General features: G+C 38.7%; 13 protein-coding genes and 1 tRNA gene. 4 read left to right on the forward strand and 10 right to left on the reverse strand.

Going from position 1 to position 23,110, the window contains the following annotated elements; all coding sequences use genetic code 11:
• Positions 1-147: 147 nt before the first annotated feature.
• From EDD61_RS01670 to EDD61_RS01695, 6 genes are all read right to left on the reverse strand, one after another.
• Positions 148-4,479, reverse strand: coding sequence for a PolC-type DNA polymerase III (locus EDD61_RS01670; RefSeq protein ID WP_132223501.1), 4,332 nt, complete (start codon positions 4,477-4,479; stop codon positions 148-150).
• Between the two features lie 163 nt (positions 4,480-4,642).
• Positions 4,643-6,583, reverse strand: coding sequence for a CHAP domain-containing protein (locus EDD61_RS01675; RefSeq protein WP_132223504.1), 1,941 nt, complete (start codon positions 6,581-6,583; stop codon positions 4,643-4,645).
• Between the two features lie 170 nt (positions 6,584-6,753).
• Entirely contained in the window at positions 6,754-7,158 is a 405-nt protein-coding gene (locus tag EDD61_RS01680; RefSeq protein ID WP_132223507.1) for a hypothetical protein, read from the reverse strand.
• Positions 7,159-7,285: 127 nt separating this feature from the next.
• Positions 7,286-13,111, reverse strand: coding sequence for a GH32 C-terminal domain-containing protein (locus EDD61_RS01685; protein ID WP_132223510.1), 5,826 nt, complete (start codon positions 13,109-13,111; stop codon positions 7,286-7,288).
• A 474-nt stretch (positions 13,112-13,585) separates the two neighbouring features.
• Positions 13,586-14,581, reverse strand: a complete 996-nt coding sequence (locus tag EDD61_RS01690) for an isocitrate/isopropylmalate dehydrogenase family protein (protein ID WP_008687515.1) — start codon at positions 14,579-14,581, stop codon at positions 13,586-13,588.
• Between the two features lie 3 nt (positions 14,582-14,584).
• The gene (locus EDD61_RS01695; protein WP_008687513.1) at positions 14,585-15,919 is read right to left on the reverse strand and encodes a citrate synthase; all 1,335 of its coding nucleotides are present in this window, start codon (positions 15,917-15,919) and stop codon (positions 14,585-14,587) included.
• 121 nt (positions 15,920-16,040) lie between these two features.
• Between EDD61_RS01695 and EDD61_RS01700 the strand changes: the two genes are divergently transcribed.
• The gene (locus tag EDD61_RS01700; protein WP_132223513.1) at positions 16,041-17,960 is read left to right on the forward strand and encodes an aconitate hydratase; all 1,920 of its coding nucleotides are present in this window, start codon (positions 16,041-16,043) and stop codon (positions 17,958-17,960) included.
• A gap of 168 nt (positions 17,961-18,128) precedes the next feature.
• Here EDD61_RS01700 and EDD61_RS01705 read toward each other — a convergent pair whose 3' ends face one another.
• Positions 18,129-19,445 carry an MFS transporter gene (locus EDD61_RS01705; protein WP_008687509.1) on the reverse strand — a complete coding sequence of 439 codons (1,317 nt, stop codon included), beginning with the start codon at positions 19,443-19,445 and terminating at the stop codon, positions 18,129-18,131.
• Positions 19,446-19,467: 22 nt separating this feature from the next.
• Positions 19,468-19,995 (reverse strand): metallophosphoesterase family protein, encoded by a 528-nt coding sequence (locus tag EDD61_RS01710; RefSeq protein WP_008979420.1) that lies wholly within the window; start codon positions 19,993-19,995, stop codon positions 19,468-19,470.
• A 345-nt stretch (positions 19,996-20,340) separates the two neighbouring features.
• Between EDD61_RS01710 and EDD61_RS01715 the strand changes: the two genes are divergently transcribed.
• Genes EDD61_RS01715 through EDD61_RS01725 form a run of 3 tightly spaced genes read left to right on the forward strand, consistent with a single transcriptional unit; the run spans position 20,341 to position 22,220 of the window.
• Entirely contained in the window at positions 20,341-21,198 is an 858-nt protein-coding gene (locus tag EDD61_RS01715; RefSeq protein WP_008687504.1) for an AraC family transcriptional regulator, read from the forward strand.
• Between the two features lie 12 nt (positions 21,199-21,210).
• Positions 21,211-21,720, forward strand: a complete 510-nt coding sequence (locus EDD61_RS01720; RefSeq protein WP_132223516.1) for a GyrI-like domain-containing protein — start codon at positions 21,211-21,213, stop codon at positions 21,718-21,720.
• A gap of 5 nt (positions 21,721-21,725) precedes the next feature.
• Positions 21,726-22,220 (forward strand): hypothetical protein, encoded by a 495-nt coding sequence (locus tag EDD61_RS01725; RefSeq protein WP_008687499.1) that lies wholly within the window; start codon positions 21,726-21,728, stop codon positions 22,218-22,220.
• Positions 22,221-22,326: 106 nt separating this feature from the next.
• Here EDD61_RS01725 and EDD61_RS01730 read toward each other — a convergent pair.
• Positions 22,327-22,410: transfer RNA gene (locus EDD61_RS01730), tRNA-Leu, on the reverse strand.
• A gap of 115 nt (positions 22,411-22,525) precedes the next feature.
• Positions 22,526-23,110, reverse strand: coding sequence for a DUF6434 domain-containing protein (locus EDD61_RS01735; RefSeq protein WP_132223519.1), 585 nt, complete (start codon positions 23,108-23,110; stop codon positions 22,526-22,528).

The raw sequence follows: 23,110 nt of genomic DNA on the forward strand, positions 1-23,110 counted from the left end.
GCTTTAGGAACACATATCTCATAAAACTTTTCCTTATCATCAAAAAAGACTTATCCCACACACTTTGATTACGATCATATGTGGTGATAAGCCTTTTCTATGATTTTCCTGTTGTTGCTTGTTTCTAATCGTATATGATTCAGCTTTTTAAAATAAGGACATCTGATTTTCTTCCTGTAAACCTTCTAAAACCCCCATCGACTCCAGTTTTTTAATCAGCGTACCACTTAAGGCGGTTCTTCGCTGTAAATCCTCTTTGGATAAGAATGCCCCATTCTTGCGAGCTTCCACAACAGTATCCGCAACACTTTCTCCCAAGCCATCAATACTGGTGAAAGGAGGAATAATGTAGTTAGGTCGTTCTGGATCGACAATAAAATCACGACTGGCGGAACGCATTAAATCAATATTAGCGAAATAATAACCACGCAATGTCATTTCCAATGCCAGCTCTAAAGTATTATAAGTATCCTTATCCTTCTTGGTGACATCCTTTTTCTGCGCGTTGTCATGCAACTTAAAGTCAATTTCCTGCATCTTTTTACGAATGGATTGTTCTCCCTTGATCATTGTTTCAATATCATATGCATCACAACGAATACTAAAGAACATACAATAGTAATATTGCGGTTCATGCACCTTAAACCAAGCAATGCGGATGGCCATCATGACATAGGCAACGGCATGGGCTTTCGGGAACATGTATTTGATCTTTTTACAAGATTCAATATACCAGTCTTCCACCCCGTTTTCTTTCATCTCCGGTATCCATTCATCCTTCAGTCCTTTTCCTTTACGAACACTTTCCATGATCGTAAAGGCCAGTTTTGGACGCAAGCCCTTGTGCAATAAATACACCATGATGTCATCACGACATCCGATTACGCTCTTCAATGTACAAATACCATCATCAATTAAATCCTTGGCATTGCCTAACCATACATCTGTACCATGAGATAAACCGGATATTTTCAATAATTCATCAAATGTGGTTGGACGTGTTAACTCCAGAATTCCACGAACAAACGGTGTACCGAACTCCGGTAAGCCGGCAGCTCCGGTTTCTTCGGTATTCTTACTAGTATCTATTTTTAATGCATCCACCTTAGAGAAGATACTCATGGTTTCTGGATCATTCATAGGAATGGTCGTTACATCAATTCCGCTCATACGCTCCAACATCTTCATCGCTGTAGGATCCACATGACCAAGGATATCAAATTTCAAGATATTATCATGAATCTGATGGAAGTCAAAATGCGTCGTCTTCCATTCCGCATACGGGTCATTGGCAGGATATTGTACCGGTGTAAAATCATGCACATCTAAATCCAATGGGACGACGACGATGCCACCTGGATGTTGACCGGTCGTTCGTTTGACGCCTTCACAACCTTTTGCTAAACGCAAGATCTGGGCATTGCGCATACTGCCTTCAATTCCCATTTCTTCCTCATAGCCTTTCACATAACCAAACGCCGTTTTTTCGGCTACCGTACCAATCGTACCGGCACGATATACATGGTCTTCACCAAACACTTCTTTGGTATAGGCATGGGCATTGGGCTGATAATCACCGGAGAAATTCAAGTCGATATCCGGCACCTTATCACCTTCAAAACCTAAGAAGGTTTCAAAAGGAATATCGTGTCCATCACCGCGAATTGTTTCTCCACAATTCGGACATTCAATATCTGGTAAATCATAGCCATTTAACACACTGCCATCGGTAAAGAACTTTACATAATGGCATTTCGGGCAGACATAATGAGGTGCTAAAGGATTTACCTCAGTAATCTCTGACATCGTAGCGACAAAGCTAGATCCTACCGAACCTCGCGAACCTACCAGATATCCATCATCCAAGCTCTTCTTTACCAATAAATGAGAAATATAGTAAACCACATAATAACCGGCGCCGATGATACTATCCAATTCTCGATTTAAGCGTTTCTCCACGATATCCGGTAAGACAGGACCATATTTCTTATGGGCATTTTCAAAACAGATTTCTCTTAGCTTTTGATCAGAACCTTCAATATCCGGTGGATATAAAGCATCCTTAACCGGACGTATCACTTCAATCTGATCCGCTATCGCCTTGGTATTCTTAATGACCATATCATAAGCACGCTGTTGACCCAACCAAGCATATTCTTTTAACATTTCATCCGTGGTACGCAAATGCTGATCCGGGCTTTTAAACTTGCGGCGACGTTCCTGATTGTAAATATATAAGGCATGGCGCATACCGCCAATCGCCTGAGAATTGATATAAATGTCACGAATCAGCTTTTCATTAGGATGCACATAATGCGCATCACTAGTTGCCACGACGATTTTTCCCATCTCTTCTGCCTTTTCCACGATGGACAGCAAGATTTCTTTTAACCGCGCTTCATCTACGATAGAATTGCGTTCAACTAAGAAACGATAGTTGGCAAGTGGCTGTATTTCGATGTAGTCATAAAACTGCATGACCTCCGCTAACTCTTTTTCACTGCGCGTCTGGGCCATGTCAAAAACTTCCCCATTCACACAGGAAGAGCCGATCAATAAATTGCCGTTCACCCGGCGCTTTTCTATTTCTTTACGAATGATGCGCGGTTCTGCGACAACATTTGCTGTACTTTTACGATTATAGCTTAAATATTCCGTATGCGAGAGTGTAATCAGCTCAAACAATTCCTTTAAACCTGCCATGTTTTTCGCAAGGATAGTCACATGCTTATCTCTGACTTTATTAAAACAATCAGGATCTTGCATATCTTGTAACTGTTTCAAGGTTTTGATATGCTTTAGATCATTTAACATATGCATAAAGACCTGAGCCAACACTTCAGCATCATAATCAGCACGATGGGCTACATCTTCATCATAGCGAATACCATACTGACGTGCCAGATTGCCCAAGCGATAACCTTTGCGATCCATCATACTGCGGGCCAGATCCAAGGTATCAATGACCGGATTCATTAATGGCTTACGGCCGATACGTTCTAATTCCGCATTTAAGAAGCCATAGTCAAAGCTGGCATTGTGGGCAACTAAGATACTATCACCGATAAATTCCAGAATCTCATCGACACATTCCGCAAACGGTTTGGCATTCTTCATGTTTTCTTCTGAAATATTGGTTAATTCAGTTGTGAATGCACTTAAGGCAATCGGTGGTTTGACAAACAGCTGTAAGCTTTTGATGCAGGTGCGATCTTTCATGATCTGCCCGCCAAACTCAATGATATGATCAAAGCGCGAAGATAAACCGGTCGTTTCTAAGTCGAATACACAATAGGTTCCCTTTTCCAGTTCCGTGTCATCCCCATTGCGCACGATCTGTAACATAGGGTCAACCATATTCATTTCCACACCATATAAGATCTTCATCGGTGTTTCACGTTTCTTGTTAATGCCATCAACCACCGTCTGTGCAGTAGGAAATGCCTGAACAACACGATGATCAGTCAACGCAATCGCATCCCAGCCCCATTCATTCGCTGTTTTGATATACTCACTGATATCACATACTCCATCCATTTCAGATAGCTTCGTATGTACGTGTAACTCTACACGCTTTTCTTCTGCTTCATCCACACGTTTGACTTCAGGTACCTTCTGGATCACATCCGGCATAAAGACCAGTTCACGAGAATAGGAATCAAACTCCACCCGTCCATATGCAACGACACAATCTCCAGCACCGATTTCATTAAGAACTTCTTTTGTGATAGAACCACGTTCAAAACGCTTCATGATGATGGCATCATCGTCATCCGCAATCCACAGTGTCTGAATATCCTTGCCATTTCGTAAAGTTCTTACTTCACTGTCAAAGATCTTCCCATGGATGCGAATATCATGACATTCTTCACTAATGTCATGAATGGAAAAGGGCACATACCCATCTAAGCCCTTTTTCTTTTTAGGTTTAAAGCTATAGGCTTTTTTCTCTTCATATACTTGTGTCGGCTTAGGCGCTTCCTCTTTCATCTTCACCGTTGGAATCTTTACGCTGACCTTCATTTCTTCAACCGTAATTGCCAATTGGAAGCCACAGTTTTTCAAAAACTCTTCAAGCAGATGTTTATTTTGAATTGCGATATCACGATCAGTTTCATTCGCAATATGATAAATCAGATACTTTTTCTCTAAGGATGGCAGACTGTCCTGAAAAATACGCAACGTTGGATGCAGACTGACAAAGTGCTGAATATATTCACTTACTTCTAAGATCGACGTATCACTGTTTTCTACGGTAAGATATACTTCGGTTTTACAACGAGTAATTTTTGCTAAACGCATACAAAAAACATGCCATACCTGAAAAGGCAATAGCTTAGGTAAGGCCAATTCCATATGCAAAACATTGCTGCGCTTGCGATATACCGGTTTCATGGTAAAAGAGCCTTGTTCAAAATAGACAAGATCGGGATTATCCTCTTCCATTTTCTTTACTAAATCAATCAGTTTCAGTTCCATCCAATTCCTCATTTCTTACGTTTCTTATGATATCATAAATCGTTCTTTAGCAAAAGTAAAAAGGCAAAGGATTTCGATTTTCATTTTTTCACATAAAATAAAAGCAGCCTCATTTTTATAAGCTGCTTTCTTTGTGATGAAGATGGTACATTCCTCTATAATATCAGGGTTTTTTCTTGATGATGATGGAAACACTCCCACTTACATCTTTATAATTGGGATTGGTAATTTTGTAATAAACCTTTGTTGTACCTACGCTTGTGCGTGTAGGTTTTATCTTCGACCATTTTTTCTTTGTATTGCTACGATAGTAGATTGTTGAATGGGGTTTTATCTGCGTCATACAAAGAGTATGCTTTTTATGGTCATAGTTGCCATTATATCCTTTTATCTTTGGCTTTTGCGTAGCTTTCGATACTGTGATATTGGCTTTGCCGGTGATTGTCTTTCTTGCATTAGGATTGCTAATTTTATAATACACGCTTGTCGTGCCAACGTTCGTTCTCATTGGCTTTTCCTTTGTCCAATCCTTTTTTAAGCTAGTGCGATAATATATGGTTGAGCCTGGTAGTGTTTTTGTGATAGAAATCGTATGTTTCTTTTCATCATATGTATGTTTATAATCATTGATACGAGCTTTGCAATTCGCTTTATGTACGATGATCTCTGCACTGCCATACATATCTTGCGCATAATGTGGATTCATCACATGATAGTAAACCATTGTTGTACCTGCATTTGTTCTAGTTGGTTTCTTTGAAGACCATCCACTCTTGGTGCTGGTACGATAAGTAATCGTAGAGCCTGCAGGTACATTTTGTAATGAGATACTGTGTGCTTTCCCATCATAACTACCTTTATACGCATTTACGTTAACAGGCAATGTGATTCCGCCTTTTTGTATCCTAAAGCTCTGTGAGGTCGTCAAGGCTATCCTGTTTATTTGTATCGGCGTTGTTCTTTCTGCTTTTTCTCCTTTTACCCCGCATACAGCATAAGCTGTATCACTAGGCTGTAATGCATAACCTTTTTTTAACTTTCGAAGAAAAAATGCCTGATTCTTTGTATCATCTATGTTTGTAAAAAATAAATCTACATTATTTTTTTGTCGCATAGAGGTCAGTAATTCTTTAGTTTTCGTATCTTTTATCGTATAGCTGCCATCTTTTTGACGTATAAATTCGTATATTCCTTTGTCATCATTTGTCGCTGTTTCCAACATTGCCGTATGGTTAACATTTTTTACATAGATATCACCAAATGCAATTTGGGCATAAAAATGCGTTCCTAGATTTTGCTTTGTCCCCATCAGATGATATGCTGCCGGATTCACTCCCACCGTATTAGAAACACTAGCAAAGTCACCATGTTGTGCATGTACTCTTACCCAGTAAGGTTGATCGGCAAATGCTTTGGTGAAGGTGAGTTTGCTTGTAACAAATTCGTCAGTTAATTCACATTCCGCATCATGACATACATCAATCTGATAAGTAGTAGCATCGGCTATTTTGTCCCATTGAAAAGTGTAATTCATCCCTGAACGGCTAACCCTTAGCTTCGGTTTAGCAAGATTGACGGCAGGTGTAAAATCGTGCAAATAGAGAAATCCTTGAAATCCCGGATAATACGTTTTTAGATATGCGAAGGTATTGGTCTGTGTGTAAAAGGCTTCCCCACCATAACTGGAATTGGAAATGGTCAGATATTCTCCTTCAATTTTTTCCACAATAGCCACATGACCTCCCCAATCTCCATTCCAACACATCACACTGCCAACCTTAGGTATAGAACCATACGCATAATAATGATGTTTTGCATTGTAATCGTACCATTCTTTCGCCATCCCGGTAGATAATTGTGGGGGTTCTCCTAATATTTCATAGGCTCTTCCCCACGCATATGCCGTACAATTGGGCATACCATAATCATATTTATAATATATATTTTGATCCGAATAATAATGAAAATCACTTTTTGAAGGTGCGCTGCTGCGAGCAAAGAAATAGGTCTTCGCTTTCAGCTGATATGTACCATTAACAAAGCTTGTTAAAACAGCTAAGGTGATTGCCAAGAATGAAACGATGAATTTCTTTAAAAAGCGCATACGTCCACTTCCTTTTATGTGTCTATTATATCAGTTTTCACCGCAAAATAACATATGTATCACACCAAATGATGGACATTTGTATTTTGATGTTATCTTTCACAAGAAAAAAGGCCAGTGTTTTTCTGGCCTTTCATCACACATTTGTCAAATATTTATATTCCATCTTATTATCCATATCCGCAACCACTAGGATATATTTTCCAGACTCCTGATGCATCTTTTACTAACATGATCTGCCATTCAGGATATTCACTGTTTTTATTTAATGTATCACTGCTAAAGTTGCCGGTTTTATAATCCATGAAAAACAAAAGGGTATCTGCTTTTGTATAGTACTCTCCATGTTCTTTTGATTGTTTATCCCCGGCATACACCAAACGTTCCATCGTACAATCTTCAAATGATCGTACAAAATCTTTTTTTATGACGTTTACCGCTTTTTCAAGTTCTAGTCTGGAATACTTTGTGGAAACTCCATAGTCGATCTCTACATCGTTGCTGATGGTTCCTTTACAGCCTGTGAAGATAACACAAAGCACAACACTCAACATAATAATACGGAATCGTTTCATACCCTTCCACCTTCCTTCTTCTTTATGATACCAAAAATCTATCTTTCATATCTTAATAAATCCTAAAGTATTTCTATTTATTCTGTAAGAAAAGAAGAGACAATTCATCTTGCCTCTTCAAGTTCATTTATTCTTCTACATACTTTCTTTTCTTGCGCAATACCGCTAAGACAGCTCCACTTAAGATAACCATGATACCTGCTGTTTGTGCCTGCGAAGTATCCCCTGTTTTAGGCGTATCTGTTTTGTCTGTTGTGTTAACTGGCTCTTTTTTGTGTTGCTCAATTGCTTTCAACTGTTGTAATGCTGTCACAAGTGTTTCATATGCTTGTTGAATTTCAACTTTTGTTGCATCTTTCTTTTGTAAGATGTTTTTAGCATCTTTTAATGCTTTTTCAAATGTTTTCCAAGATGTAGCGGTATAAGCACTTTCTTTTTTCTTTTCAGCTTTTTCAACTAAGTTTTGTAAAATCGCTTTGGCACTAGTTTGACTAACTGCCTCTAAGGATTGAATTGCTTTTTGAATATTCTTTACTTGTACTTTCACATCATCTTGACTTGCTGCAGCGTCGGCATAAACTTTTTCGGCTGCTTTGATCGCTTTCTGTAACTTCGCATAGCTTGCACTTGTAAAGCCCTCTGCCTGTATAGCTTTGGCTTCATCTAATGCTTTTTTCAGCTCTGCTTTGTTTACAACGATTGGTTTTTCTTCCTTTTCCAATGCTGCAATGGCTTTTTCGATTGCTGTTACTTGTGCATTTACAGCATCCTGTGTTGCCTTATCATCGGCATATACCTTTTCAGCTGCCTTGATTGCTTCTTGTAGTTTCGCATAGCTTGCACTTGTGTAGCCATCTGCCTGTACAGCTTTAGCTTTATCTAACGCTTTTTTCAGCTCTGCTTTGTTTACAACAATTGGTTTTTCTTCCTTTTCCAAAGCGGCAATGGCTTTTTCGATTGCTGTTACCTGTGCATTTACAGCATCCTGTGTTGCCTTATCATCGGCATAAATTTTTTCAGCTGCCTTGATTGCTTCTTGTAGTTTCGCATAGCTTGCACTTGTGTAGCCATCTGCTTGCATAGCTTTGGCTTTATCTAATGCTTTTTTCAGCTCTGCTTTGTTTACAACGATTGGTTTTTCTTCCTTTTCCAATGCTGCAATGGCTTTTTCGATTGCTGTTACTTGTGCATTTACAGCATCCTGTGTTGCCTTATCATCGGCATATATCTTTTCAGCTGCCTTGATTGCTTCCTGTAACTTCGCATAGCTTGCACTTGTGTAGCCATCTGCCTGTACAGCTTTGGCTTCATCTAATGCTTTTTTCAACTCTGCTTTGTTTACAACAATTGGTTTTTCTTCCTTTTCCAATGCTGCAATGGCTTTTTCGATTGCTGTTACCTGTGCATTTACAGCATCCTGTGTTGCCTTATCATCGGCATATACTTTTTCAGCTGCTTTGATTGCTTCTTGTAGTTTCGCATAGCTTGCACTTGTGTAGCCATCTGCCTGTACAGCTTTAGCTTTATCTAACGCTTTTTTCAGCTCTGCCTTATTAACAACAATTGGTTTTTCTTCCTTTTCCAAAGCGGCAATGGCTTTTTCGATTGCTGTTACCTGTGCATTTACAGCATCCTGTGTTGCCTTATCATCGGCATATACTTTTTCAGCTGCCTTGATTGCTTCCTGTAACTTCGCATAGCTTGCACTTGTGTAGCCATCTACCTGTATTGCTTTGGCTTTATCTAATGCTTTTTTCAGTTCTGCTTTATCTACAACAATTGGTTTTTCTTCCTTTTCCAAAGCTGCAATAGCTTTTTCGATTGCTGTTACCTGTGCATTTACAGCATCCTGTGTTGCCTTATCATCTTTCAGAACTTCCTTTGCTTTTGTTACAACTGTCATAAGATTCAGATAACTTTCTTCTGTATAAGCATCTGCTTCATACGTATCTGCCTGCTCGATGATCTTCTTCAAAGCTGTTTTATCAGCTTGTACAAAGACACATAGTTCTACTTCTTTTCCTAAAACTGTGCCTTTGACCTTGTAATCACCAGATACAGCAGTATCGACGTTGCTAAGATCCCAAGAAATCGTTTCTTTTAACACATTTCCATTATCCAATGTTACCATGACATCTTTTGGCAGTTTCGCTGTCACATCATTTTCTTTAAAGGCTACTAGTACCTCTTCAGGCAATGTAACATCGTTTACAACTGCTTGTGGGAATGCCACCTTTATATGATTAAAGACGGTTGTAGATCTAAAGGTTTGTACACCAATATAGCCATCTACAATATCTGCATCACTTTTCTGTGCAATCTGTAGATCATTCACATAATAGGTCAAGGTTCCCTTACCATCATAAGCAACCTTCAAATGATATGTATCCGCATCCACAATTGCTGGTGGTAATAGTTTATCAATATGCCAGTCTTGGCCATTCATATTTTTAAAGATTTTTGCGATTGCGCCATTTTCATTACGTTCCACATTTACACAGAACCATAATGATGTAGGAGCATTTTTATCTTTTACACCAAATACTAAACCGGCCGCAATACCTTCCTTGATGCTCATATCAGCTTCTAATACAAATGGCTGATCCTTAGAAATCTTCGTATCACTTAATTGGAAGCTATCTCCACCGGTATTTTTCCCTTCCATACCTTTTTCAGTGATTTCCCAAACCTCATTGGTATTCCAATTTGTGATATTAGAATCTAGTGATGGTACAATAGCTTGTACACTAACTTCATCACTTAACTCCCCTACCGTTGCCTGAATCCGATAGACACCGGCCTTTAAAGCTTTTACTGTAATACTGCCTTTCTCTTCTTTAACGATTTGTAAGCCTTCAGGAAGTGTCCACTTGATATCGTTCATTTCACTTGGATTTGGATACACATTTGCATCAACCGTGAACGCTGTATCTACATGAACACGCTCTTTAGCGGATACGTATAGCTGTGTTTTCGCCGTCTCACTTCCCGATTTTTTGCTATACATAGACTTCATATCATAAATCTTTAGATCATCAATCGTTACATCCCCATCGTTTGTGAAAAAGGACATGGCAATATTATGATTATCTTGATAAAGTGTTGTTGAAATATTTGCTTCACCATCATTACCAAATGCTTCTACAGCACCTTGATCAACTAAAATACGCAGTTTGATTTTATTTCCTTCTAATGGTGTCAACTGATAAGAGAAATTACCACTGTTCATATAATGACCAGCATTTCTAGCATCCAGTACCATCTTTTTATTTACCACATCGTATTTATAGATAAGTTCTTTTCCACCGCCTTGACGCAGTTTAAAGCCAAATTCTTTACTACTGCCTAGTGTAAACGTACCCTCTACATCATAGTAAATACCTGATACACCACGTAATATATTATCATCGTTTGCGGAAACTTTCTTATTTGTAATCTGATATAGGATATGTTCTTGGTCACGCAGTTTATTGACTTCTTCAACCACATTACTAGTTACTACATATTTACCATCACGATCGGTTATCAAACCATATTCCTGTGGCAGAGATTGTGACCCTTTATATATCTTGCCATCAAACTCTGTAAAGTCTTGCAGCCAGCTGATTCCGATTTGACGATTCTTTCCGGTACCATCTTCAAAGAATGTCATGGTTGCATATTTTCCAAAACCACGCCATGGATCCTCATTAGAATCCACATTGATACGATCGGTATCAGCTACCCATTTGAAAACATCGCCATCTCTTTCCATGTGACCGATGACATAGAAACCGGCACTACCGTTATAAATCCACTTCTGCTCACCGGTTCCATTCACTTTTGCAGGAATAAGCCCTGGACATTCTGAATAAATCTGATCACCATTTTTATACGTAAGATTTTGTGTGCGTGTCCATGTTTTCAAGTCTTCACTTGCAAACAGCTGGGCAGCGCCACCGGCAGTAATCATATACCATTTTGTATCCCCATCGATCTTAAATACTTTAGGATCACGGAAATCATTTCCACTAAGTGTATTTCCTTCATTTGGCAAGACTGGATTTCCTTCATATTTGATCCAAGTTGTTCCATGATCTTTTGAATATGCAATGGCTTGTGATTGTTTACCATTCTTTTCATTATGATAAGTAAAAATAGCTACTAATTTAGAATCCCCTTCTTGATTATCCGTAAAGAAACCAGAAGTGTTATCCTTATCTTCTACCGCAGATCCAGAGAAGATTAATCCAAGATCATCAATCTGGATACCTAGAGGCTGTTGTTCCCAATTCACGAGATCCTTTGAACGAACATGTGCCCATGATTGTTTATAAAAGTTATTATTTGGTGAATACTGATAAAACAAATGCCAATAGCCATCGGTAGAATCATATACCATACCATTTGGATCATTCATGAAATTGATTTGTGGTGTTACATGGAACTGCGCACGATTTTCTTGAGCTGCCAATTCCTCATTGCTAAACCATTTATTCACAGCAAATTGATAGTTTTTTGTAAAACCATCACGTTCAACACTGATCATGACATTGGCAAAGTTAGTTTCAAAATCATCAGCACGCAATGTATAAGCATCTTTCACTTCTTCACGTGGACGTGTCACGCGTAAATTGCGATCTTTTATCGTAATATAGACCTTTCCATTGCCACTAGGCTTCAATGTCACTTCATCAATACCGGCAGCTATATCCATACCATAAATAGTTGTGCCTGGATCAATAGCTGGTGTGATACTTACACCATCACTTAATGCAAGTGCTGTTAATTCTGGTTCTGAAATGTTTGGACGTTCTGTTTCATTTTGATAATATAAATTTTGATATACGACACTGCCATCCCAAGTAAGCAGGCCTAAATATCCATCACGATGACGATCATCCTGAACATGTGCAACCCCTTTTCCATTGACATAAGCATAAATATCAGAGCCAACTACAGTAACTTTCAAATCATAGGAACCATCTTCATTCGGTGCCACTTCACTTAGCGGAATTTCAGCTAAACTGCCACCTGTTGGAAATTCAAATAATTTGAAGATGTTATTTGTGTAATCGGCGTTAAATGCATAACAACCAGCTTTAGGATCGTTAGGGTTTTCGACACGGAACAATAAAGCTCCTGCGCCTTTACCATGTTTATTGACCGTATGCACCTGATAAGTAAAATCTTGACTTTTAGTATCGGATATGGCGAAGTTATCACCGGTTCCAGAGGATGTAAGACCATCCTCGCCTTTTGTCCAAATACCTTGAAGTCCTCTCAAATTTTCAATATTTGTTTTGAAATTATCTACGGTACGAATCGTTCTGTCCGTAAATTTTATGTTAGAATAGGCAGCTTCTGTTTTAAAGGTCAAAATACCGATATAGCCTCCTACCCATGCATCGATTTTACCTTCCATCTGATATAAACTGCCACCTTCACTTTGCACCTTATAAATAAAGGTACCATCTGCTTTTACATCCAGATCTAAGTGAATTTTCTTCGTGATATCATAATCTGTTAATTGGATTTGCTCGGCATAATCTTCTCCCGCCGGAACTTTGAAGACACGCATGATGTTGCCATCTTGTTCCCTAACAACATTGGCTCCTTTCCATGTAGTCGAAGGTTTATCTTTATCCCCTATGCCAAATACCAGAGCCGCTGAATTTTCACCACCAGCCGTGAGTTCAACATCAGCGCTGTAATGAAAATCATTGACCAACTCATTGATTTCATTACTTACCGCAAAGTTATCGCCACCCGTATTTTTTAAGAGAATGCGATTTTCTTGCACATCCTTTTCTCCCCCAATAAAATCAGATAGTGTCATTTCCTCTATGCTTTTTTGCATTTGGGAAACCATCTTTGGATTTGTGGCCGCTACGATAGAAGTTGGAGCGATGCTGCTTACCACCATCGAACAGGTCATGAGCACTGTTGCAGCTTTTAATACTTTTTTTGTCATTGTTTCTCCTTTCCCTTTTCTTTTTTACCCTGTGAGTACAGGTGCTATCCTCATTATAGAAAAAAGATCTTGTATTCACAAGTGAATTATGTAACCTCTTTCATTGACAAATGTAAGCGTTTAATTATTTTCTATATGATTATAAACTCAACAATAATGTTCTAAAAAGAACAAGGAAGATCGTTTATTTCTAACAAATTAATACCATATAAAACCGTTGCCGAAATTCTTACTTTTCTGATTATTTTCATACTATGTTTATTCTCATAGCCCGATGTGAGAATGCAAAATATTCACTTACTCTCACCTATATCATAGCCCATTATATGCGTAATTCTAGTTACGCTACGCGCATGCGAGCCAGCAAAAAAAATGATGCCCCTATAACGTATATTTTACACTACGTCATCCTAGCATCATTTTTATTTCTATCTGCCATATTTGGCATTATTTATATCATGAAAACACTCTTGTCTATAAATGTGCAATGATAGCATCTCGATAAGCTTGCGTAGTTGCATTGCCATGAAGATCAGGAGTGAGCACCTTAGCTTCCTCTAACACCGCATCAACAGCATTGCGAATCTTAGTGGCAATATCTTCCATACCTAGATTCTCTAGCATCATACAGGCGCTCCACAACAAAGCGGTTGGATTGGCGATATGCTTTCCGGCAATATCCGGTGCAGAGCCATGCACTGCCTCAAACATCGCATATTCACTACCCAAATTGCAGCTTGGCAAAAGTCCCAAACCACCAATTAGACCACTGGTAAGATCTGATACAATATCACCATACAGATTAGGCATGACCATGACGTCAAAGGTTTCTGGATGCATGACTAGCTGCATGCATACATTATCAACAATCTTATCATCTGCCTCAATATCAGGATATTCTTTGGCAATCGTTTGAAAAATATTTAAAAACAAACCATCACTCATCTTCAAAATATTCGCCTTATGCACACAAGTGACCTTTTTTCTTCCATGCTCTTTCGCATAAGCAAAAGCATCATGAATAATACGTTCACTTGCCTTGCGCGTAATGATTTTTGTCGCATGTACAGTATTTTCATCAATCTGTTCTTCCACTCCGACATACAGATCCTCTGTATTTTCACGAAATGTCACGATATCCACATTCTCAAATCTGGTCTTTACGGCGCTGTTTGATTTCGCAGGGCGAATGTTTGCGTAAAGGTCATACTTATTACGCAGCGTGACATTTAAGGAACGAAATCCCTTACCGATCGGTGTCGTAATTGGTGCTTTTAAAAGTACTTTATTTTTTTCAAAGGACGCAAAGGCAGCATCCGGAATCAGTTTCCCATGACGCTCATATTCTGCTGCCCCTACTTCAAAACACTCATAAGATAAGGGGGCTTTGGCAGCCTCTAAAATTTTTAAAACGGCATCTACAATTTCAGGCCCAATGCCATCTCCCTTAAATACGGTAATTGTTTTCATATACTAACGCTCCTCCATTTTTACATACTCTTTTACGGCTCCTACATATTTCGTAGCCGGGCGCATAATCCTGCCATCATATGCTTTATTTTCAATGTTATGTGCCAGCCAGCCGACAGTTCTTGCTGTCACAAACAATGGTGTATACAAATCTTCAGGTATGCCCATCATCTCATATACAAAACCACTATAGAAATCGACATTACTAGAGACATGAATGCCTTTGACATCCCATATTACCTCTTTGGCACACCGCTCAAAACGCTGATAGAATTCATATTCATTCGACTTATGCTTGCTTTCAGCCAGCTTTTCAATATAACCCTGCAACACCTCACTGCGCGGATCACTCAATGTGTAAATGGCATGACCCATTCCATAGATCAGACCGCTGCAATCATAAAACTCCTTATTTAATATGCGATACAACAATGCCTTGATTTCCACATCATTATCCGTATAGCCAATTTCACGAATAACTTCCTTCATCATGGAACTGACCTTTAAATTGGCGCCTCCATGACGAGGTCCTTTCATGCTGCCAATAGCACCAACGATCGAAGAATAAATATCAGTTCCGGTAGAAGAAATGACTACATTTGTAAAAGTAGAGTTATTCCCACCGCCATGATCTGCATGTACGATCAGCATCATATCCAAAATTCTAGCCTCTAATTCACTAAAGCGATGATCTTTCCTTAACATATATAAAATATTTTCCGCGATGGACAGCTTTTGCTGAACCGGATGGATGACCAATGATTTCTTATTATAGCGATGCATCTTGCTCTGATAGGCATAGCAGATGATGCTTGGTAATTTGGCCAAGATATTCAAGCCTTGCTCTAGCGTATTCTCCACGCTGATATCATCGGCAGCATCATCATAATCATAAAGTGCCAACACCGCTTGTTGTAAACGATTCATAATATTTTTACCCGGCATATGCAGAAATTTGGTTTCCAAAAAATCATCCGGCAATTCATAGTGATCCTTTAAAATCTTACAAAAATCTTGTAATTCCTCACGATTAGGCAGATAGCCAAACAGTAATAAAAAACAGGTTTCTTCATACCCACATACCTGATTTTTGCTAATATTCGCTATAATATCGCGAAGCTCGATACCACGATAATATAACTTCCCTTCATCATCTGTTTTCACTTCATCTACATATTTATAACCGACGACATCTGCAATGCGTGTCAGACCGACGCGAACCCCCGTACCATCATCATTACGCAATCCTTTTTTGACATTATATTTATGAAACAATTCATTAGGAATATCCGAATACTGTTTCGATTTTTGATAAAATGTGTGCAATGCATCAATCATAAGGCTCACCTCTCACTTTCAAGTTACTTTCAATATTACATCATATTTTTCATAAAATCAATGAAATATTTTCATGATTTATGATATAATGTTACCTGTATATGAGAAAGGAAGAGAATTTATGCCAACGATAACTGAGAAAATCATCAGCGCACATCTCATCGAGGGTGAGATGAAACGCGGCGAGCCAATCGCCATTCATATTGATCAGACATTAACACAGGACGCTACTGGCACTATGGCGTATCTGCAATTAGAAGCGATGGGCGTCGAGCAGGTAAAAACCGAATTGTCCATCAGCTATGTCGACCATAATACCTTACAAAGCGGTTTTGAAAATGCCGATGATCATAAGTATTTACAAACGGTCGCTATGAAACACGGTATCCGCTTTTCACGTCCAGGAAATGGGATCTGTCATCAAGTTCATTTGGAACGCTTTGCCATTCCCGGCAAAACATTATTAGGAAGTGATTCTCATACTCCAACTGCCGGAGGTATGGGAGCTTTAGCTATCGGTGCCGGTGGTTTGGATGTAGCCTGTGCCATGGCAGGTAGAGCTTTCCATTTAAACATGCCACATATTATCAATGTGAAATTACATGGTGCCTTGACAAAAGGTGTTTCCAGTAAAGATATCATCTTAAAGGTCTTACAGCTGTTAAGTGTAAAAGGCGGGGTAGGCAGTGTCATTGAATACAGTGGAGATGGCGTTGCCTCTTTAAGCATTCCCCAACGTGCTACAATTACGAATATGGGAGCAGAATTAGGCGCAACAACCTCCGTTTTCCCAAGTGATGAAGTAACAAAAGACTTTTTAAAAAAGCAGCAACGTGAAGAAGATTGGGTAGAAATCGTTGCAGATGAAGATGCGGTATATGATAAAGTCATTGAAATTGATCTAACAACCTTAGAACCAATGATTGCCATGCCCCATTCTCCGGACAATGTCCTGCCTATTTCTGAAGTACTAGGCTTAAAGGTCGATCAAGTTGCCATCGGCAGCTGTACCAATTCCTCTTATCGCGATATGATGAGCGTTGCTAACATTCTACAAGGTAAGACCATTGATGAAAATGTCAGTCTGGTCATTTCACCGGGTTCTCGACAGGTATTAAACATGATTGCCCAAAATGGTGGTTTATCAGCCATGATCTCTGCCGGTGCCAGAATTTTAGAAAGTACTTGTGGTCCTTGTATCGGCATGGGACAATCTCCTATTACCAATGCTTTATCACTACGTACCTTTAACCGTAACTTCTATGGAAGAAGTGGAACACTTAGTGCTAAAGTATGCTTAGTTTCCCCTGAAACCGCAGCTGCAAGTGCTTTAGCCGGTTATATCGTAGATCCAAGAACGATTGATTACACGATACCAAACGATCCTGAAACCTTTGCCATTGATGATTCCATGGTCATTGTACCAGATGCACAGACTGCAGCAGAAACAGAAGTTATCCGCGGTCCAAATATCAAACCATTGCCTATCAACACACCGTTAGATGATGTTATTGATAAGAAGGTCATGATCAAGGTAGAAGATAATATCACAACAGATCATATTGCCCCAGCCGGCGCAAAGGTATTGCCATATCGTTCCAATATTGAAAAGATCAGTGAATTTATCTTTATGAATGTCAAAGCAAGCTTCCATGATGATTGTTTACAACATGGTGGTGGCTATATTGTAGCAGGCGCGAATTATGGACAAGGTTCTTCTCGTGAACATGCCGCATTAGCACCTATGTATCTAGGTATCAAAGCCGTCATTGCCAAAAGTTTTGCCCGTATCCATCGTGCCAATCTGATTAACTTTGGCATTCTTCCATTAACCTTTGTGAATGAAAAAGATTATGATACCATTGATGAAATGGATGAATTAAAGATTGAACATCTATCAGATCTTCAAGTAGATGTGCCTTTACAGGTACAAAACATTACCAAAGGATACTATTTTGAGGTAGCACATCATCTTACGGCATTAGATATTGAAACCATCAAAGCCGGTGGTACCTTAAATCTGATTCGTCAACATCAGTAAGGATAACGCTACAATCAAAAGAATACAGCTTCTTATTAAAAATGAAGCATCAAGTACATTGAAAAAAGCAATTCCTGTTTTGTTAAAGGAATTGCTTCTTTTGTGTCTATCAGCAAAAGACTTATTATTTATGTAACCGTATTTAGCTGAAGATGAAATTTCTCTATTTTAAACTTTTTTCTTTTTCCTAAACTTTTGTTCACTTTCAGGATCCTTCACAAACATCAAGAAAATCATTCCTAACACCATCATAGGAATCAATCCCAGAATTCCATAACGCGTTTCTCCTGTTATCATAATGATGATGGATACCGCGATAGGTCCTAAAATAGCCGAGAATTTCGAGAACACAGAGAAGAAACCAAAGAACTCATTGCTATCTGCCTTATCAGGAATCAGTTTCGCAAAATAGGAACGTGATACGGACTGAATACCTCCCTGAAACATACCCACCAATAAAGCCACTAACCAGATAAAGGATGGATTGCTTTGTATCATGGCACCACAGCCAACCACCCCGATATATCCAATGATGCCGGCATAGATCATTTTCTTGGAGCCAAAATTTCCTACCAATTTACCAAATAAGATGGAGAAAGGACAAGCGATGATATTGATAAAGATAACAACTACTAAACTCATCGTATCCGTAATTCCCATTTCGGTTGCTAAAGATACTGCCATTTTAATGACCGTATTCACACAGTCGATATAGAAGAAATAAGAGATACAGAAAAGAAAGATATTTTTATTTTTCTTAACATCCCGAAAGGTATGCCACAAATGAGCGAACGATTCTTTTATTACATGAGGAACCGGTTCATGATAGTTCTTTTGTTTAACATTTTTTAACATCGGACGTGAATAAATCCACCACCATAAAACTGCCAATCCCATCGTTATTCCACATGCCATGCGATAGGTTAAAGTAAAGGAACCAATCACCAAGTCACCCGTTACTTTATCACCAAACAACGTAACTGCCGCAAAAGGAATGACAAAAATCAAAAACGGTAACACCGAGCCGATATACCCCCAGGCATAGCCGGCTGCACTGACTTTATCCACACGTTCATCATCACAAACATCCACGATGAAAGCATCATAGAAGATAATGGAACCATTATACCCCAACATGGCGATAACAAAAACAAGCAAAGCCATCTTGTAATCAATGAACGGCAAGGCTAAGGCAAAACCGCCAAAGATTCCCATATATAAGAAGAATTTAAACATTCGCATCTTTTTATCTTTATAATCTGCCATTGTACCTAAGACCGGCGATATCAATGCCAAAATAATCGCATAAATAGCATTTGCCCATCCAACATAGACACTGCTATCACCCGGTGTAATCTTCGCTATCAACAAAGGGAAAATCACCGTACAGGTCGTTAATACTTGTGCTGAATTACCGACATCGTATAATATCCAGCTGGTTTCCTCTTTCGTAAAGCCTAATTTTGTTAAAATTTTTGTGAACATACTTTCTTTCCTCTCTTATCTTTTATAGGTTGGGTAATGTTTTCATTTCCGCATGGATATGTTTCCCCTCAATTTCAACGATAGCATATCCGGCACCATTCATCCCAAAACTAAGCGAGCCTGGATTGATCAGGGTAACACCTTCATATTCCACACAACACTGCTCATGCGTATGACCGAAAAACAGCGTATCACAGCCCTGCCGTTTTGTATAATCAGACAATTTTTCATATAGGCGCCGCATGCATTCTTCCATCATTTCTTCACCGCTGAGATGTTGCATATGTAAAACCTCTTGTACGGTTTCTTCATCAAAACGATTTCCATGCATACATAGCACTTTCCGTTCTCCTAATGTAAAACGCAATTCCATGGGCAGACTGGTATGACGGTCATGATTGCCTCTGACAATATGAAACTGCTCTAGATACGACAAGGCAAAGCCCACATCTCCCATATGAAAATAGCCATCCATAAGAGGATATTGCAATATCAGATTACGAGTCTTTTCTAATTGTCCATGCGTATCACTTATCAGCAGGTATTTCATAACGTTTCCTCCTACCGAACTCTTCTTTTATTATAAACTGTTTTAGAGAAAGTTCCTATCCTAAATTGTTCGATTTACAAAGAATTTACAAAAAACAAAACGGTGCTAGGTAAGAAAATCAGTATCCTGTAAAGATGCATCCTGTATATTGATTACAAGGTCCATATCTGCGATTTTCACCTAGATATTCCAATTATTTCCTCACCTTATATTGATAGGAAAGTTTATGATTATCTACTTCCTATGATAAAATAAGACAAGCAAAAAAAGCTATCCAGATAGGACATATAATAAGAGGAGATGTAATCTTATTTCCGTTATAATGAATAGGAAAGGAGTCTACCCATGGATTGGAATACAAAATTACAAGATATTATAGATTATGTTGAAAACCATTTACAACGCGACCAAGAACCTATCAAGCAAGAGGAAATTGCCCAATTAGCTGGATGTTCCATAGGTTTTTTTCAAAAAGTATTTTCCTATATGTACGGTATTAGTTTTGCCGAATATGTTCGATCAAGAAAATTAACCTTAGCTGGCTATGATTTGAAAAGTACAAACTTAAGAGTCATCGATATAAGTTATCGCTATGGATACGATTCTCCTACTTCTTTTACAAAAGCTTTTCAGCAATTTCATGGAATCACGCCGACACAAGCAAGAAATATTGATGCCCAATTACGTGTTATCCCTAAGATGCAGATAGCTTTGAAGCAACGCTATACTTGGTCAATAAAACAAAAACCGGGGTTTCGTCTGCTCGGTAAGAAGATGCACTATAGAAAAGGGGAACAATATACAAAAATTCCTGCTTTCTGGAGCGAATGTCAACGAGATGGAACGTTTTCTCAATTGATAACGATGGATCAAGGTACACCACAAGGCGTATTTGGTTTATATCCTTATGAGAATTTTAACTCCGATAGGCAAAACTATTCTCTCATGGTTATTTCAGATGACGCTCTGCCCAAAGGCTATTACGAAATATCCATACCCGCAACCACCTGGGCTATTTTTGATTGTCAAGGTCCTGTACCACAAGCCATGCAAAATGGTTGGAAATATTTACACGAAGAATGGATCATGAAATATCCATTTCAACACGCAGCCTGTCCAGAACTAGAATGGTACAGCAACGCTAATGCCTATGACAGTAATTATAGTAGTCAGATCTGGATTCCCATTATTCATAAACACTAGAAGGAGAAAAACATGAAAACCGCATTTCACATAGAAGAAAAACAAAGCATACGTGTCGTAGGCTATTTCCTGGAAACAACAAATCAAAAGGGCGAAGCAAGAAAAGCCATTCCTGCATTCTGGTCTGCCATTCAAAAAGATCATCTGGATAAGAATTTACTTGCGATGGCAAAGGATAGTACACAAGGTCTTTTCGGTATTCATATTTATCAAAGTGACCCTTATGATACTCGTAAATTTACCTATATGATTGCTGTTGCAAGTGATCATGCTGTACAGGGGAATCTTTTTGCATATACCATTCCTGCAAGGACATGGGCAATCTTTCCCTGTACGAAAAAGACAATAGGAAAAACAGAAGCACAGGCAATTACAAAATGGCTGCCAAAGTCAAAATATAAACCTTTAAATAAAGGCTATATCACAGGAAGAATGAAAGCAGGAGCTCCAGATATAGAATATTATCATGCCGATGGCAACGTTGAGGTATGGATCGCCGTACAAGAAAAGAAAGGAGTGTAAATCTTATGAAAAAAAACATTGATTTCTCAGAATTTATGACAGCTGTATCGCAAGAAAACCATGCATTTATAGTAAATTTGCATCAAGAGCTTCTTCATCAGGGGTATAGGATACATATTAAAGAAGCCAGAAGTGGCTATGTCGCTGCTTATGTATTGCATAATAAGACAATTGCAAATTATATCTTCAGAAAAAAAGGGATGTTGATAAGAATTTATGGCGCTCATGTAAATGAATATGAAGCAGTTTTAGACACCTTGCCCTTGGAAATGCAGGAAGCCATTTCACATGCACCTGTTTGTAAACGTTTGCTTGATCCACATGCATGTAATCCGAAATGTTCTATGGGATACTCTTTTTTTATGAAGCATGCGTATCATCAGAAATGTCGCAACGGTGCTTTTATGTTTTTGCTTCATCCAGATTATCATCCATATATTCAATCGCTTGTATTACATGAAGCAGAGGCATATAGAAAGGAACTTATGTTGTCCCAGTGATAAGTATGTAATGCACAATTCTTTATCAGAATAGTGACAAGATGAATCATGACACATACAGACATAAAAAAACTTCAAACCTTACGTCTGAAGTAGTCTGTTCCATTGGTGCGGGCGACAGGACTTGAACCTGCACGCGCGAAGCACTAGATCCTAAGTCTAGCGTGTCTGCCAATTTCACCACGCCCGCATTGCTTAAATATGATAGCATATTTTTATTTGCTTGGCAAATACTTTTTTAGAAACTAGTTTTTTCTTGGATCGTATCATGTTCATTTTATCCTTCTATCACGTTATCTGATTATTTAATGGCTGTTATGAATGCCCACTGCAATTTCATCCTCTCTTTCATAGACAGGCTTCCCTTTTAATTGCTTTTTATAGTTCCAGCAAGCTATGGCATCCTGTAAACGGCCATTTTTATGATCAGCAAAATAAGCACGTATATACGCATTATACGCAAATTGCTCGCCAATCTTTAAATCCTGCGTTGACTTATCTTGTAAAAGCTGGTGATATGCTGCGATAGCATCGGCATAAGTCTTTCCCGCATGATGTTTCAACCATTTCTGAAAGGTAACACAAAAGGTAAATGACGATCCTATATGTTGTTTAAAAAAAGTCCGATGTTTCTCACTGCAAATAATATTAGGTTCAATAAGCGTCGTCAAATAAAGATCATCGTGGATGGCTTTTTTTATTACCCGTTTGCTTGGCTGTAAACAACAACCAGTCTCTAAGAAATAAGCAATCCGTTTCGTCAATTCTTGTTTATTGCCTGATGTAGGAAGTCCAAGTTCCTTACAAAAAGCCACTAACTCCTCTTTTAAATAATAGTAGGAAGAAAAGGTTTCGGCATTCATAAATTTGCTGAGCTCAGGTTTTTCCAT

Origin of the sequence: Longicatena caecimuris (assembly GCF_004341945.1) — a bacterium.
Taxonomy (GTDB): Bacteria; Bacillota_I; Bacilli_A; order Erysipelotrichales; family Erysipelotrichaceae; genus Longicatena; species Longicatena caecimuris.

Coding starts and splice junctions, on each gene's coding strand:
- EDD61_RS01700 (WP_132223513.1), top strand. CDS start 16,041: ATGCCAACGATAACTGAGAAAATCATCAGCGCACATCTCATCGAGGGT.
- EDD61_RS01685 (WP_132223510.1), bottom strand. CDS start 13,111: ATGACAAAAAAAGTATTAAAAGCTGCAACAGTGCTCATGACCTGTTCG.
- EDD61_RS01720 (WP_132223516.1), top strand. CDS start 21,211: ATGAAAACCGCATTTCACATAGAAGAAAAACAAAGCATACGTGTCGTA.
- EDD61_RS01705 (WP_008687509.1), bottom strand. CDS start 19,445: ATGTTCACAAAAATTTTAACAAAATTAGGCTTTACGAAAGAGGAAACC.
- EDD61_RS01715 (WP_008687504.1), top strand. CDS start 20,341: ATGGATTGGAATACAAAATTACAAGATATTATAGATTATGTTGAAAAC.
- EDD61_RS01675 (WP_132223504.1), bottom strand. CDS start 6,583: ATGCGCTTTTTAAAGAAATTCATCGTTTCATTCTTGGCAATCACCTTA.
- EDD61_RS01690 (WP_008687515.1), bottom strand. CDS start 14,581: ATGAAAACAATTACCGTATTTAAGGGAGATGGCATTGGGCCTGAAATT.
- EDD61_RS01670 (WP_132223501.1), bottom strand. CDS start 4,479: ATGGAACTGAAACTGATTGATTTAGTAAAGAAAATGGAAGAGGATAAT.
- EDD61_RS01680 (WP_132223507.1), bottom strand. CDS start 7,158: ATGAAACGATTCCGTATTATTATGTTGAGTGTTGTGCTTTGTGTTATC.
- EDD61_RS01710 (WP_008979420.1), bottom strand. CDS start 19,995: ATGAAATACCTGCTGATAAGTGATACGCATGGACAATTAGAAAAGACT.
- EDD61_RS01695 (WP_008687513.1), bottom strand. CDS start 15,919: ATGATTGATGCATTGCACACATTTTATCAAAAATCGAAACAGTATTCG.
- EDD61_RS01725 (WP_008687499.1), top strand. CDS start 21,726: ATGAAAAAAAACATTGATTTCTCAGAATTTATGACAGCTGTATCGCAA.
- EDD61_RS01735 (WP_132223519.1), bottom strand. CDS start 23,110: ATGGAAAAACCTGAGCTCAGCAAATTTATGAATGCCGAAACCTTTTCT.